This is a genomic window from Pseudomonas extremorientalis (assembly GCF_001870465.1).
Classification (GTDB): domain Bacteria; phylum Pseudomonadota; class Gammaproteobacteria; order Pseudomonadales; family Pseudomonadaceae; genus Aquipseudomonas; species Aquipseudomonas extremorientalis.
Genome location: NZ_MDGK01000031.1, coordinates 299,230 through 312,925 on the forward strand (window position 1 = coordinate 299,230; position 13,696 = coordinate 312,925).

At 57.3% G+C, this 13,696-nt stretch carries 10 protein-coding genes and 1 rRNA gene; 10 read left to right on the top strand and 1 reads right to left on the bottom strand.

Annotation, left to right across the window (positions count from 1 at the left end; all coding sequences use genetic code 11):
- Window positions 1-55: 55 nt before the first annotated feature.
- Window positions 56-1,612: a bifunctional aminoglycoside phosphotransferase/ATP-binding protein gene (locus tag BFN10_RS13160; RefSeq protein WP_071490020.1), complete on the bottom strand. Its 1,557-nt coding sequence runs from the start codon at window positions 1,610-1,612 to the stop codon at window positions 56-58.
- Between the two features lie 118 nt (window positions 1,613-1,730).
- Between BFN10_RS13160 and mrcB the strand changes: the two genes are divergently transcribed.
- The 10 genes from mrcB (at window position 1,731) to BFN10_RS13210 (ending at window position 13,631) form a co-directional block, all read left to right on the top strand.
- On the top strand, window positions 1,731-4,055 hold the full coding sequence (gene mrcB, locus BFN10_RS13165) for a penicillin-binding protein 1B (protein WP_071490021.1): 2,325 nt from the start codon (window positions 1,731-1,733) through the stop codon (window positions 4,053-4,055).
- Window positions 4,056-4,071: 16 nt separating this feature from the next.
- A complete protein-coding gene (locus BFN10_RS13170; protein WP_071490022.1) occupies window positions 4,072-4,806 on the top strand; it encodes a tetratricopeptide repeat protein in 735 nt (244 codons plus the stop codon).
- On the top strand, window positions 4,806-5,135 hold the full coding sequence (locus BFN10_RS13175) for a YqcC family protein (RefSeq protein ID WP_071490023.1): 330 nt from the start codon (window positions 4,806-4,808) through the stop codon (window positions 5,133-5,135). The genes BFN10_RS13170 and BFN10_RS13175 overlap by 1 nt, the downstream gene beginning before the upstream one ends.
- A gap of 431 nt (window positions 5,136-5,566) precedes the next feature.
- Complete coding sequence (locus tag BFN10_RS13180; RefSeq protein ID WP_071490031.1) at window positions 5,567-7,291, top strand: acetolactate synthase 3 large subunit; 1,725 nt, start codon at window positions 5,567-5,569, stop codon at window positions 7,289-7,291.
- Between the two features lie 2 nt (window positions 7,292-7,293).
- Window positions 7,294-7,785: an acetolactate synthase small subunit gene (gene ilvN / locus BFN10_RS13185; RefSeq protein ID WP_003176102.1), complete on the top strand. Its 492-nt coding sequence runs from the start codon at window positions 7,294-7,296 to the stop codon at window positions 7,783-7,785.
- A gap of 47 nt (window positions 7,786-7,832) precedes the next feature.
- A complete protein-coding gene (ilvC, locus tag BFN10_RS13190) occupies window positions 7,833-8,849 on the top strand; it encodes a ketol-acid reductoisomerase (protein WP_003176099.1) in 1,017 nt (338 codons plus the stop codon).
- 145 nt (window positions 8,850-8,994) lie between these two features.
- The gene (gene pssA / locus BFN10_RS13195) at window positions 8,995-9,852 is read left to right on the top strand and encodes a CDP-diacylglycerol--serine O-phosphatidyltransferase (RefSeq protein ID WP_058427621.1); all 858 of its coding nucleotides are present in this window, start codon (window positions 8,995-8,997) and stop codon (window positions 9,850-9,852) included.
- Between the two features lie 63 nt (window positions 9,853-9,915).
- Window positions 9,916-10,929: a protein-methionine-sulfoxide reductase catalytic subunit MsrP gene (gene msrP, locus BFN10_RS13200; protein WP_071490024.1), complete on the top strand. Its 1,014-nt coding sequence runs from the start codon at window positions 9,916-9,918 to the stop codon at window positions 10,927-10,929.
- Window positions 10,929-11,549: a protein-methionine-sulfoxide reductase heme-binding subunit MsrQ gene (gene msrQ, locus BFN10_RS13205; protein ID WP_071490025.1), complete on the top strand. Its 621-nt coding sequence runs from the start codon at window positions 10,929-10,931 to the stop codon at window positions 11,547-11,549. The genes msrP and msrQ overlap by 1 nt, the downstream gene beginning before the upstream one ends.
- Window positions 11,550-12,094: 545 nt before the next feature.
- Window positions 12,095-13,631: ribosomal RNA gene (locus BFN10_RS13210) — 16S ribosomal RNA — on the top strand.
- Window positions 13,632-13,696 lie beyond the last annotated feature (65 nt).

Genomic DNA, 13,696 nt, shown 5'->3' on the forward strand with positions numbered 1-13,696 from the left:
GCCACTATTGCTTGGTCGCGTGGCCCAAGTAGGCGACACGACCAAGAAATTTTTCTTACAGGCCCGGCAGGCGCTTGCGGATATGCGCCACCAGTGCATCGAGGGTCCCGCTTTCATTGGTCTCGACCCGCTTGCTGAGGAGCAGTTCCTCGGCGGTGAGTGGCTCGCGATTGGCTTGCTGTTCTTCGATAACAGTCAGTGTCGCGTCGGAAGGGTCGTTGTTGTCCTCCTGACGTTGCGCCAGCCAACTGGCGATAACTGCTTGTGGGGCGTTGCAATCCAGAATCAGGAAAGGCGCGCCCGTGGCTTCGGCAACAGTGGCGGCCGCATCGCGTTGTTCACGTTTCAGGAAGGTCGCATCCAGCACGACCGGGTAGCCGGCGCGCAACACGGTATCGGCGATTTCATTCAGGCGTGCGTAGGTCGCAGCACTGGCGTCGGCCGCATAGATACCGGCCTGTGGTGTGTTTTCCACGTGTTGCTCGCCAAACAGGCGCTTGCGCTCCACGTCCGAGCGCAGGCGCACGGCACCCAGTGCTTCCACCAGGCGCATGGCCACATGGCTTTTACCGACAGCCGAAACGCCGTGGGTAATGGCCAGGAAACGCGATGGAATGGTGCTGTAGCTTTCCGCCAGGTTGGCATAGTTGCGGTATTGGCGCAGGGTCGTGGCGCGCTGCACCGGGCTGGCTTCGCTCGGCATGCTGAACAGCGCGATCTTGGCGCGGACCAGGGCGCGATAGGCTTTATAGAAATTCAGCACTTCCAGTCCCTTATAGTCACCGGTCAATTCCAGATACTGGCTGATGAAGCGGCGTGCCAGGGACTTGAGTCCACGGTCTTCCAGGTCCATGGCCAGGAAGCCGGTATCGGCGTACACATCGGTGAAACGGAAGGGTTCGTTGAATTCGATGCAATCGAAGATCACCACGTGGCCGTCGATCAACGTTGCATTACCCAGGTGAATATCACCGTGGCATTCGCGGGTGAAGCCGTCCAGCTTGCGCTGGGAAAACAGTGGCTTGAGACGCTCGAAGCTGCTTTCGGCCCAGGCTTGCAGGGCTTCCAACTGGGTCAGGTCAGTCTTGTCGCTGAGGAATGGACGGATCTGGTCGAAGTTCTGGCGAACCGGCGCCATTACCTCATCCGGCGTGCCGGCCGGGTGTTCCTGCGGCACTTTCGGTGCGCAGAGGTGGAAGTGCGCGATCTGCTTGGCCATCTCATCGATGTGTGCGCTGGTCAATTCGCCGTTGGCTTGCAGGGTGCTGAGCAGTTGGCTCTGCGGAAACTGGCGCATTTTCAGTGCGTATTCGATCACTGGGCCATCGCCACCCAACTGCGGGGCTTCGGCTGTGCCGGTGATCGGCAACACTTCAAGATACAAATCTTCGGTCAGGCGCTGATTGAGGCGCAGCTCTTCGTTACAGAAGTGGCCGCGCTTGTCCAGGTCGGTAAAATCCAGAAATCCGAAGTTCATCGGCTTTTTCAGCTTATAGGCGTAAGGACCGGTCAGTACGACCCAGGAAATATGGGTCTCGATGACTTGGAACGCTTCAACCGGATGGGGATATAAAGCCGGATTTTGCAGGGCAGCGATCAGGGACTGGCTCACGGGCGATCCTTCAGAGTCTGGGGAAAAACATGGCGGGCATTATGGCTGCTGCGACCGCTTGTGCAAACCGCTGTCCGGCTCATGTTGATCATCAATAAAGTGCGTATAATCCGCCGCCATGACTCGAACCCGATCTCCCCGTTCCCGTAAAAAACCTCCTTCCCGTGGCCTGCGCCCCTGGCTTGGCTGGGCGCTCAAGCTTGGCCTGGTAGGCCTTGTGGTGCTTGCCGGCTTTGCGGTCTACCTCGACGCTGTGGTGCAGGAGAAGTTCTCCGGCAAGCGCTGGACCATTCCGGCCAAGGTGTACGCGCGCCCGCTGGAATTGTTCGCAGGCCAGAAGCTGAGCAAGGATGACTTCCTGACCGAACTCGACGCCTTGGGCTATCGTCGTGAGCCCGTGAGCAACGGTCCGGGTGCAGCGGCTGTCAGCGGAAATACCGTCGACCTGAACACCCGTGGCTTTCAATTCTATGAAGGCCTGGAAAAAGCCCAGCCGGTGCGTGTGCGTTTCTCCGGCGATTACGTCGCCGAGTTGTCGTCCCTCAATGGCTCGAAGCTGCCTGTGGTTCGCCTGGAGCCGCTGATGATCGGCGGCATTTACCCGAAGAACCTTGAAGATCGCATCCTGATCAAACTTGATCAGGTGCCGCCTTACCTGCTGGAAACCCTGGTAGCCGTTGAAGACCGTGATTTTTACCATCACTGGGGGGTCTCGCCGAAGTCGATCGCCCGCGCAGTCTGGGTGAATACGTCCGGCGGCAAGATGACCCAGGGCGGCAGTACGCTGACGCAACAATTGGTCAAGAACTTCTACTTGACCAACGAACGCAGCCTGACCCGCAAGCTCACCGAAGCCATGATGGCGATGCTGTTGGAGTTGCATTACAGCAAGCAGGAAATCCTCGAGGCGTACCTCAACGAAGTATTCGTCGGCCAGGACGGCCAGCGCGCGGTGCATGGTTTCGGTCTGGCCAGCCAATTCTTCTTTGGCCAGCCGCTGTCCGAACTGAAGCTGCACCAGGTTGCGTTGCTGGTGGGCATGGTCAAGGGGCCTTCCTACTACAACCCGCGTCGCAACCCTGAGCGTGCGCTGGAGCGTCGCAACCTGGTGCTGGATGTTCTAGAGCAGCAAGGTGTTGCCACCGCCGAACAAGTTGCCGCCGCGAAGAAAATGCCACTGGGTGTCACCACCCGCGGCAAGTTGGCAGACAGCTCCTTCCCGGGCTTTATCGACCTGGTCAAGCGCCAGTTGCGTGAAGACTACCGTGACGAAGACTTGACCGAAGAAGGCCTGCGGATCTTCACCAGTTTCGATCCAATCCTGCAGATGAAAGCCGAAGCGTCGGTCAATGACACGTTCAAGCGAATGACCGGCCGTAAAGGCGCGGATGAAGTCGAAGCGGCCATGGTCGTGACCAACCCGGAAACCGGTGAGGTCCAGGCCCTGGTCGGCAGCCGCCTGGCCAGCTTCGCCGGTTTCAACCGCGCCCTGGATGCCGTGCGACCGATTGGTTCGTTGGTCAAGCCGGCGGTCTACCTCACGGCCCTGGAAAAACCGAGCAAGTACACCCTGACCAGTTGGCTGTCTGACGACCCGCTGTCAGTAAAAGGCGCTGACGGGCAGGTGTGGACGCCACAGAACTTCGATCGCCGTTCTCATGGGACAGTGTTCCTGTACCAAGGGTTGGCGCACTCCTACAACATCTCCACTTCGCGTCTCGGCCTCGAAGTGGGCGTACCGAATGTCCTGAAGACCCTCGCGCGCCTGGGCATTACGCGTGAGTTCCCGGCATTTCCATCGATCCTGCTGGGTGCCGGCGCAATGACCCCAATGGAAGTCGCGACGATGTACCAGACCCTGGCCAACGGTGGTTTCAATACGCCGATGCGTGGTATCCGAAGCGTGCTGACGGCTGAAGGCGAGCCGCTCAAGCGTTATCCGTTCCAGATCCAGCAGCGTTTCGATGCGGGCTCCATCTACTTGATCCAGAACGCCATGCAGCGTGTGATGCGTGAGGGCACTGGTAGTTCGGTCTATAAGGTGCTGCCGTCCAACCTGACCCTGGCGGGTAAGACCGGTACCAGTAACGATTCGCGCGACAGTTGGTTTGCGGGTTTTGGCCAGGATGTGCTGGCGGTGGTTTGGATGGGGCGTGACGACAACGGCAAGACACCGTTCACCGGTGCCACCGGTGCGCTGCAGGTCTGGACCAGTTTCATGCGCAAGGCCGACCCGCTGCCGTTGAACATGCCGCAGCCCGACAACATCGTGCAGGCCTGGATCGATCCGCACACCGGGCAGGGGTCCGATGCCAACTGTCCGGGCGCGGTGCAGATGCCGTATATTCGCGGCAGCGAACCGCCACCCGGCGCCGCATGCGGTGGCAGTGCCCCTGCTGACGCGGAATCGGTGATGGATTGGGTCAAGGGCTGGATGAATTAAGCAAAGAGGGTTTCAAGTGAACAAGTGGTGGATTCCAGCTATTACAGCTCTGGCTTTGCTCAACGGTTGCGCCAGCGTGCAGCGCGGCTCCATTCCCGTGGTGGACTCGAGCACGACCGTGTCCAATAACGACCGGATCTCGGCCAACGGCGGGTTCCGCCAGACCGTGACCAACCGTCCCGCCCAGGCCAAGCCGCAAGCTGTGCCGCAGGATTCAGGTGTGGTGGTGATGGTGCCGGGTGGTGGCGCAGCGACGTCGGCGCCGATCAGCGCCGAGCCGTGGACCCCGGGGCCAAGCACCTCCGGTCCGATTGACGCGACCCCGATTCAGACGGCCCCGATCAACCAAGGCACCTACAACATGCCATCCACCCCGAGCGGCATTCCGTCGTCCTCCAGTGCCGGCGGCCTGTCGGCTGACGAGCAATTGGATGGCCCGGTACTGGCCTTGCTGACCACTGCACAGCAGCAGCAGGCGAGTGGCGACCTGAATGGTGCGTCGTCGAGTCTCGAGCGCGCCCAGCGCGTTGCGCCGCGTGAACCGCAAGTGCTGTATCGCCTGGCCCAGGTGCGCCTGGCCCAGGGCGATGCGCCGCAGGCCGAGCAATTCGCGCGTCGTGGCCTGACCTTGGCCAATGGTCGTCCCGACCTGCAAGCCAGCCTGTGGGCCTTGATTGGTGACGCGCGCGCCGCACAAGGCGACGCCGCCGGTGCCGCCCAGGCGCGCCAGAAAGCCAAGGTCAGTCTCTGATGGATGCACGGTTTCCCGCGATTGCCGAACAGTTATTGCTGATCGAGCGAGAGTTGCGTGTGCAGGGCTGGTGGGACGAGGTGTCCCCCAGCGTCGAGGCGCTCAGCAGTGTCGAACCCTTTTCGGTGGACACCCTGGACTTTCACCAGTGGCTGCAATGGATATTCCTGGTACGCATGAAGCAGATCCTCGAACAGGACCTGCCGCTGCCCAATGCGTCGGGCATTCTGGAAATGGCCGAGATGGTCTACGCCGATCGCCCGCTGGAAAGCCTTGGCTTACGCAATGCGCTGAAAAAGTTCGATCAACTGATCGTCGACGCTCGTTAATTGCCTGACTGCCGGCTTTTTCGGCAGTCTTGCGCATATTTCTACCGCTTGACGACATTCAGGCGAGTTTTATCCCTCCTCAAAGCCCTTTCTTCTACGTTCTCATGCGCTTAGTTGGAAAAAAGCGCAATTATTGCTTGACTTGAAGGGCCTGAAACAGAAGAATCCAAAGTCCGCTGTATCGGGACTGCCAGAAGCAGGCCCGCTCAGCAGATCATGAGGCGCACATCCGCGCCGACCTGTTACACCCGCAACGCGTTACCTCGCGCTGGGTGGGAAAAGCCCGCAACACTTGGGACGATCCCAATACTTGCTCAGTCAGTGCTGACGTAGTCGGCGACCACCGTCGCTCATGCTCTGTTGAGAAGTAAACCTATTAAGACCCGTCGGTTTTCAACGGACGGTATTCTGGCGTTTTAGAGGTGAACAACGTGGAGCTTTTATCTGGCGGTGAGATGCTCGTCCGCTTTTTGCGTGACGAAGGCGTCGACTATATCTACGGGTACCCAGGTGGTGCTCTGCTGCATGTTTACGACGCACTGTTCAAGGAACCGGCTGTTACCCACATCCTGGTTCGCCACGAACAGGCCGCGACCCATATGGCTGACGGTTATGCCCGTGCCACCGGTAAAGCCGGCGTGGTACTGGTAACGTCCGGCCCTGGCGCAACCAATGCCATCACCGGCATCGCGACTGCGTATATGGACTCTATCCCGATGGTGGTCATTTCCGGCCAGGTGCCCAGCACCATGGTGGGGACCGATGCATTCCAGGAAACCGACATGATCGGTATCTCCCGGCCGATCGTGAAACACAGCTTCATGATCAAGCATCCTTCGGAAATCCCGGAAGTCATGAAAAAGGCCTTCTACCTCGCACAGTCCGGTCGTCCGGGTCCTGTGGTGGTCGATATCCCCAAGGACATGACCAACCCGGCCGAAAAATTCGAATACATCTTCCCGAAGAAAGCCAAGCTGCGCTCCTACAGCCCGGCGGTCCGCGGGCACTCGGGGCAAATCCGCAAGGCGGCAGAAATGCTGTTGGCGGCCAAGCGCCCAGTGCTGTACTCGGGTGGTGGTGTGATCCTGGGCGGCGGTTCTGCACAGCTGACCGAACTGGCCAAGCTGCTCAACCTGCCGGTCACCAATACCCTGATGGGCCTCGGCGCCTTCCCGGGTACGGACCGTCAGTTCGTCGGGATGCTCGGCATGCACGGCAGCTACACCGCCAACCTGACCATGCACCATGCCGACGTGATCCTGGCCGTGGGTGCGCGGTTCGATGACCGTGTGATCAACGGTGCGAGCAAATTCTGCCCGAATGCCAAGATCATCCATATCGACATCGACCCGGCGTCCATCTCCAAGACCATCAAGGCCGACGTGCCGATCGTAGGTCCTGTTGAAAGCGTGTTGACCGAAATGGTTGCCGCGCTCAAGGACATCGGCGAGGCGCCGAACAAGGAATCCGTTGCCAGCTGGTGGAAGCAGATCGACGAATGGCGCGGTGATCGCGGCCTGTTCCCTTACGACAAGGGTGACGGCAGCATCATCAAGCCACAAACCGTGATCGAGACCCTGTGCGAAGTGACCAAGGGCGACGCCTTTGTGACCTCCGACGTGGGCCAGCACCAGATGTTTGCCGCGCAGTACTACAAGTTCGACAAGCCTAACCGCTGGATCAACTCCGGTGGCCTGGGCACGATGGGCTTTGGTTTTCCTGCGGCCATGGGCGTGAAACTGAGCTTCCCCGACACCGACGTCGCGTGCGTCACCGGTGAAGGCAGCATCCAGATGAATATCCAGGAACTGTCGACGTGCCTGCAGTACGGCCTTCCCGTGAAGATCGTCTGCCTGAACAACGGCGTGCTGGGCATGGTTCGTCAATGGCAGGACATGAGCTACAACAGCCGCCACTCCCATTCCTACATGGAGTCGCTGCCGGATTTCGTAAAATTGGTTGAAGCCTATGGCCACGTCGGCATTCGCATCACTGATTTGAAAGATCTGAAGCCGAAGATGGAAGAGGCGTTCGCCATGAAGGACCGCCTGGTGTTCATCGATATTCAGGTGGATACCAGCGAGCACGTCTACCCGATGCAGATCAAGGACGGCTCTATGCGCGACATGTGGCTGAACAAGACGGAGCGTACTTAATCATGCGGCACATTATCTCCCTGCTTCTGGAGAACGAACCCGGCGCTCTGTCTCGTGTTGTCGGCCTGTTTTCGCAGCGTAACTACAACATCGAAAGCCTGACCGTGGCTCCGACCGAAGACCCGACCCTGTCGCGTCTGACGTTGACCACTGTGGGCCACGATGAGGTGATCGAGCAGATCACCAAGAACCTCAACAAGCTGATCGAAGTGGTCAAGCTGGTCGACCTGTCGGAGAGTGCCCACATCGAGCGCGAGCTGATGCTGGTTAAAGTCAAGGCTACGGGTGCCCAACGTGCCGAGATCAAGCGCACGACCGACATCTATCGCGGGCAGATCGTCGATGTGAGCGCCAGCGTTTATACCGTTCAACTGACCGGTACAAGCGACAAGCTGGACAGCTTCATCCAGTCGATCGGGACGGCCTCGATTCTGGAAACGGTACGCAGTGGTGTCACCGGGATTGCCCGTGGCGACAAAGTACTCAGCATCTAACCCAAATTAGCGAATGGCCTTACGGCCTGGATATATAGAGGAACCTCATGAAAGTTTATTACGATAAAGATTGTGACCTGTCGATCATCCAGGGCAAGAAAGTCGCCATCATCGGCTACGGTTCCCAGGGCCACGCTCAAGCGTGCAACCTGAAAGATTCCGGCGTTGACGTGACCGTTGGCCTGCGCAAAGGCTCGGCCACTGTTGCCAAGGCTGAAGCTCACGGCCTGAAAGTGACTGACGTCGCTTCCGCTGTTGCTGCTGCCGACCTGGTCATGATCCTGACCCCGGACGAGTTCCAATCCGCGCTGTACAAGAACGAAATCGAGCCGAACATCAAGAAGGGCGCCACCCTGGCCTTCTCCCACGGCTTCGCGATCCACTACAACCAGGTCGTGCCACGCGCCGACCTGGACGTGATCATGATCGCGCCAAAAGCGCCGGGTCACACTGTACGTTCCGAGTTCGTCAAGGGCGGCGGTATTCCTGACCTGATCGCGATCTACCAGGACGCATCGGGCAACGCCAAGAACGTGGCACTGTCCTACGCCGCTGGCGTGGGTGGTGGTCGTACCGGCATCATCGAAACCACCTTCAAGGACGAGACTGAAACCGACCTGTTCGGCGAACAAGCCGTACTGTGCGGCGGTACCGTCGAGTTGGTAAAAGCCGGTTTCGAAACCCTGGTTGAAGCTGGCTACGCGCCGGAAATGGCCTACTTCGAATGCCTGCATGAACTGAAGCTGATCGTTGACCTCATGTACGAAGGCGGTATCGCCAACATGAACTACTCGATCTCCAACAACGCCGAATACGGCGAGTACGTGACTGGCCCGGAAGTGATCAACGCCGAGTCCCGTCAGGCCATGCGCAACGCCCTGAAACGTATTCAGGACGGCGAATACGCCAAAATGTTCATCAGCGAAGGTGCTACCGGCTACCCTTCGATGACCGCCAAGCGTCGTAATAACGCCGCTCACGGTATCGAAGTCATCGGCGAGCAACTGCGCTCCATGATGCCGTGGATCGGTGCCAACAAGATCGTCGACAAAGCCAAGAACTAAGTCGTACGTATCAGGGGAAAACGCGGCCTAGGCCGCGTTTTTTCGTTTGGGCGGCGGGTTCTGGTATAAAGCTGCATCGTTTGCGGGCGAACACTCGCCGCAAGTATCTGTCGAACTTTTTTCACACCGTTGCAAGGTAAAGTCCATGAGCGAACGTCCCGAAGAGCCAAGCCAGGCTCCTGACGCCGAAAGCCTGCTGCCGATCGATGAACATGTCGAAGAAGGGCATGACGCGGAAGGTCGCAAGGTCCGGCATCGTGGCATCTATCTTCTGCCCAACCTGTTCACCACGGCGAACCTGTTTGCCGGGTTCTATTCCATCATCAATTCCATGAGCGCGCAGAGTGCTCTGGCGGCGGGTGATGCGGCGAGTGCCAGCAAGTATTTCGGTTTTGCTGCCATCGCAATCTTCGTGGCCATGGTGCTCGACGGCCTTGATGGCCGTGTGGCGCGCATGACCAACACACAAAGCGCCTTCGGTGCCGAGTACGACTCGCTGTCGGACATGGTTGCGTTTGGCGTCGCCCCCGCGTTGCTGGCGTTTGCCTGGGCGTTGGGTGATATGGGTAAGGTTGGCTGGATGGTTGCCTTCATCTATGTCGCCGGTGCTGCCCTGCGCCTGGCGCGCTTCAACACCCAGGTTGGGACCGCCGACAAGCGTTACTTCATCGGTCTGGCCAGCCCTGCTGCTGCGGGTGTGGTGGCAGGTATCGTCTGGGCCTTCAGTGATTACGGCATCCAGGGTTCGAAAATGTCGTTCCTGGTGGCCTTGATGGTGGCCGCTGCCGGCATGCTGATGGTCAGCAACATCAAGTACAACAGCTTCAAGGAACTGGACTTGAAGGGGCGTGTACCTTTCGTGGCAATTCTGGCGGTAGTGCTGGTATTTGCCGTGGTGTTCAGTGATCCACCGCGCATCCTGTTGCTGGCGTTCCTGGTGTACGCCGCTTCGGGGCCGGTTCAATACCTGCTGCATCTGCGCCGCGACAAAACATTGCCTTAATGTAATTTCCCCCATACTCCGCAGTCTATTGGTGCATCAGTCCTCCAATGCTGCGGAGTTGCCATGTTAATCAAATTACCCAAAGCGTCCGATTGCCATGAGTCGGATGTCACGCCTGAATCCTTCTATTTCTCTCGCCGTAGCTTGCTCGGTAGCGCGCTTGCCGGTATTGCAGCCAGTAGCTTGCCGCGTTGGGCCAGTGCTGACGAGGCCTCGCGTTATGCCGATGTTGAAGCGGGCAAGGCGCCTGGCTGGTTTACCGAGAAACTGCCAGGCACAAAATGGCAGGCCATCACGGTGAAGGACGAGGCGATCACGCCTTTCAAAGACGCTACGCACTACAACAACTTCTATGAGTTCGGTACAGGTAAGGGGGACCCGGCCACGAATGCCGGTTCACTCAAGACCGAGCCGTGGAGCGTTGTCATTGATGGTGAGGTTGCCAAGCCAGGCCGTTATGCCCTGGAAGACTTCATGAAGCCCTATCAGTTGGAAGAGCGGATCTACCGTCTGCGCTGTGTAGAGGCCTGGTCGATGGTTATTCCATGGATCGGTTTTCCCATCTCGGCGCTGCTCAAGCAAGTTGAGCCGACTTCGAAGGCCAAATACATCCGTTTTGAAACCCTCCAGGATCCCAAGAGTATGCCGGGGCAGCGTTCGAGTTTTGGCTTGATCGATTGGCCTTATGTGGAGGGCTTGCGTCTGGATGAGGCGATGAATCCTCTGGCGATCCTGGCGGTGGGTATGTATGGACGTGAGTTGCCCAATCAGAATGGTGCGCCGCTGCGCCTGGTGGTGCCTTGGAAGTACGGCTTCAAGAGTGTGAAGTCGATTGTACGGATCAGTCTCGTGAGTGAGCAGCCGAAAACCACGTGGCAGAGCATTGCTGCTGACGAGTATGGCTTCTACGCGAACGTGAACCCTACGGTCGATCATCCACGTTGGACTCAGGCGCGGGAGCGTCGTCTGCCGAGTGGGCTTTTCAGCCCTAATGTACGTGAGACTCAGATGTTCAATGGGTACTCGGATGAGGTGGCTTCTCTTTATACCGGTCTCGATCTGCGGAAGAACTACTGATGCGTTACCCGATCTGGCGTGTTGGCGTCTTTATAGCAGCGGCGATTTGGCCGCTGTTCTGGCTCTATGAAGCGTGGAGTTCTGCCCTCGGGCCGGATCCGGGCAAGGTATTGGTGGATCGGCTGGGGCTCGGCACGTTGATTCTGTTACTGATTACCCTGGCAATGACGCCGCTGCAGAAGCTCAGCGGTTGGGCGGGGTGGATAGCGGTGCGTCGGCAACTGGGCTTGTGGTGCTTTGCCTACGTTGTGCTGCATCTGGCGGCTTATTGTGTATTTGTGCTTGGGCTGGATTGGTCGCAGCTGGGGGTGGAGTTGCGCAAGCGGCCCTACATTATTGTCGGAGCGCTGGGGTTTATTTCCCTGTTGGTTCTGGCGGTGACGTCGAATCGTTACAGTCAGCGTCGGTTGGGGGCGCGTTGGAAGAAGTTGCATCGCTTGGTGTATGTAGTTCTTGGGCTGGGTTTGCTGCATATGTTGTGGATCGTGCGAGCGGACCTCAAAGAGTGGGCTATCTATGCTTCTGTAGGTGCGTTGCTGTTGGTGCTGCGGATACCGCCCGTAATGCGGCGAATCCCAAGGCTTATTGCGAAAAAACCACTTTCTGCAACAAAAACGTAATTAAGGGTTGACGGCAGATTCTGGAAGTCTATAATTCGCCCCACTTCCGGAGCAGTCGAAACGGAAAACTCCTTGTTAAACAAAGAGTTACGCAGAATTCGACAGCAACTTGCTTCAGTTTATCGAAGCCCAGAAGGAGTTGGTAGAGCAGTGTTGTCTGGCTCTATTGACGTTTCGATCCTCTCGATCGAAAGTGGAGAAAAAGAGGTGTTGACAGCAGCGTGTAACGCTGTAGAATTCGCCTCCCGCTAACGAGAGATCGGAAGCGCAAGTGGTTGAAGTTGTTGAAGAAATCTTCGAAAACTTCTGAAAATAATCACTTGACAGCAAATGAGGCTGCTGTAGAATGCGCGCCTCGGTTGAGACGAAAGATCTTAACCAACCGCTCTTTAACAACTGAATCAAGCAATTCGTGTGGGTGCTTGTGGAGTCAGACTGATAGTCAACAAGATTATCAGCATCACAAGTTACTCCGCGAGAAATCAAAGATGTAACCAACGATTGCTGAGCCAAGTTTAGGGTTTCTTAAAAACCCAAAGATGTTTGAACTGAAGAGTTTGATCATGGCTCAGATTGAACGCTGGCGGCAGGCCTAACACATGCAAGTCGAGCGGTAGAGAGAAGCTTGCTTCTCTTGAGAGCGGCGGACGGGTGAGTAATGCCTAGGAATCTGCCTGGTAGTGGGGGATAACGTTCGGAAACGAACGCTAATACCGCATACGTCCTACGGGAGAAAGCAGGGGACCTTCGGGCCTTGCGCTATCAGATGAGCCTAGGTCGGATTAGCTAGTTGGTGAGGTAATGGCTCACCAAGGCGACGATCCGTAACTGGTCTGAGAGGATGATCAGTCACACTGGAACTGAGACACGGTCCAGACTCCTACGGGAGGCAGCAGTGGGGAATATTGGACAATGGGCGAAAGCCTGATCCAGCCATGCCGCGTGTGTGAAGAAGGTCTTCGGATTGTAAAGCACTTTAAGTTGGGAGGAAGGGCAGTTACCTAATACGTGATTGTTTTGACGTTACCGACAGAATAAGCACCGGCTAACTCTGTGCCAGCAGCCGCGGTAATACAGAGGGTGCAAGCGTTAATCGGAATTACTGGGCGTAAAGCGCGCGTAGGTGGTTTGTTAAGTTGGATGTGAAATCCCCGGGCTCAACCTGGGAACTGCATTCAAAACTGACTGACTAGAGTATGGTAGAGGGTGGTGGAATTTCCTGTGTAGCGGTGAAATGCGTAGATATAGGAAGGAACACCAGTGGCGAAGGCGACCACCTGGACTAATACTGACACTGAGGTGCGAAAGCGTGGGGAGCAAACAGGATTAGATACCCTGGTAGTCCACGCCGTAAACGATGTCAACTAGCCGTTGGAAGCCTTGAGCTTTTAGTGGCGCAGCTAACGCATTAAGTTGACCGCCTGGGGAGTACGGCCGCAAGGTTAAAACTCAAATGAATTGACGGGGGCCCGCACAAGCGGTGGAGCATGTGGTTTAATTCGAAGCAACGCGAAGAACCTTACCAGGCCTTGACATCCAATGAACTTTCCAGAGATGGATTGGTGCCTTCGGGAACATTGAGACAGGTGCTGCATGGCTGTCGTCAGCTCGTGTCGTGAGATGTTGGGTTAAGTCCCGTAACGAGCGCAACCCTTGTCCTTAGTTACCAGCACGTAATGGTGGGCACTCTAAGGAGACTGCCGGTGACAAACCGGAGGAAGGTGGGGATGACGTCAAGTCATCATGGCCCTTACGGCCTGGGCTACACACGTGCTACAATGGTCGGTACAGAGGGTTGCCAAGCCGCGAGGTGGAGCTAATCCCATAAAACCGATCGTAGTCCGGATCGCAGTCTGCAACTCGACTGCGTGAAGTCGGAATCGCTAGTAATCGCGAATCAGAATGTCGCGGTGAATACGTTCCCGGGCCTTGTACACACCGCCCGTCACACCATGGGAGTGGGTTGCACCAGAAGTAGCTAGTCTAACCTTCGGGGGGACGGTTACCACGGTGTGATTCATGACTGGGGTGAAGTCGTAACAAGGTAGCCGTAGGGGAACCTGCGGCTGGATCACCTCCTTAATCGACGACATCAGCTGCTCCATAAGTTCCCACACGAATTGCTTGATTCATTGAAGAAGACGATA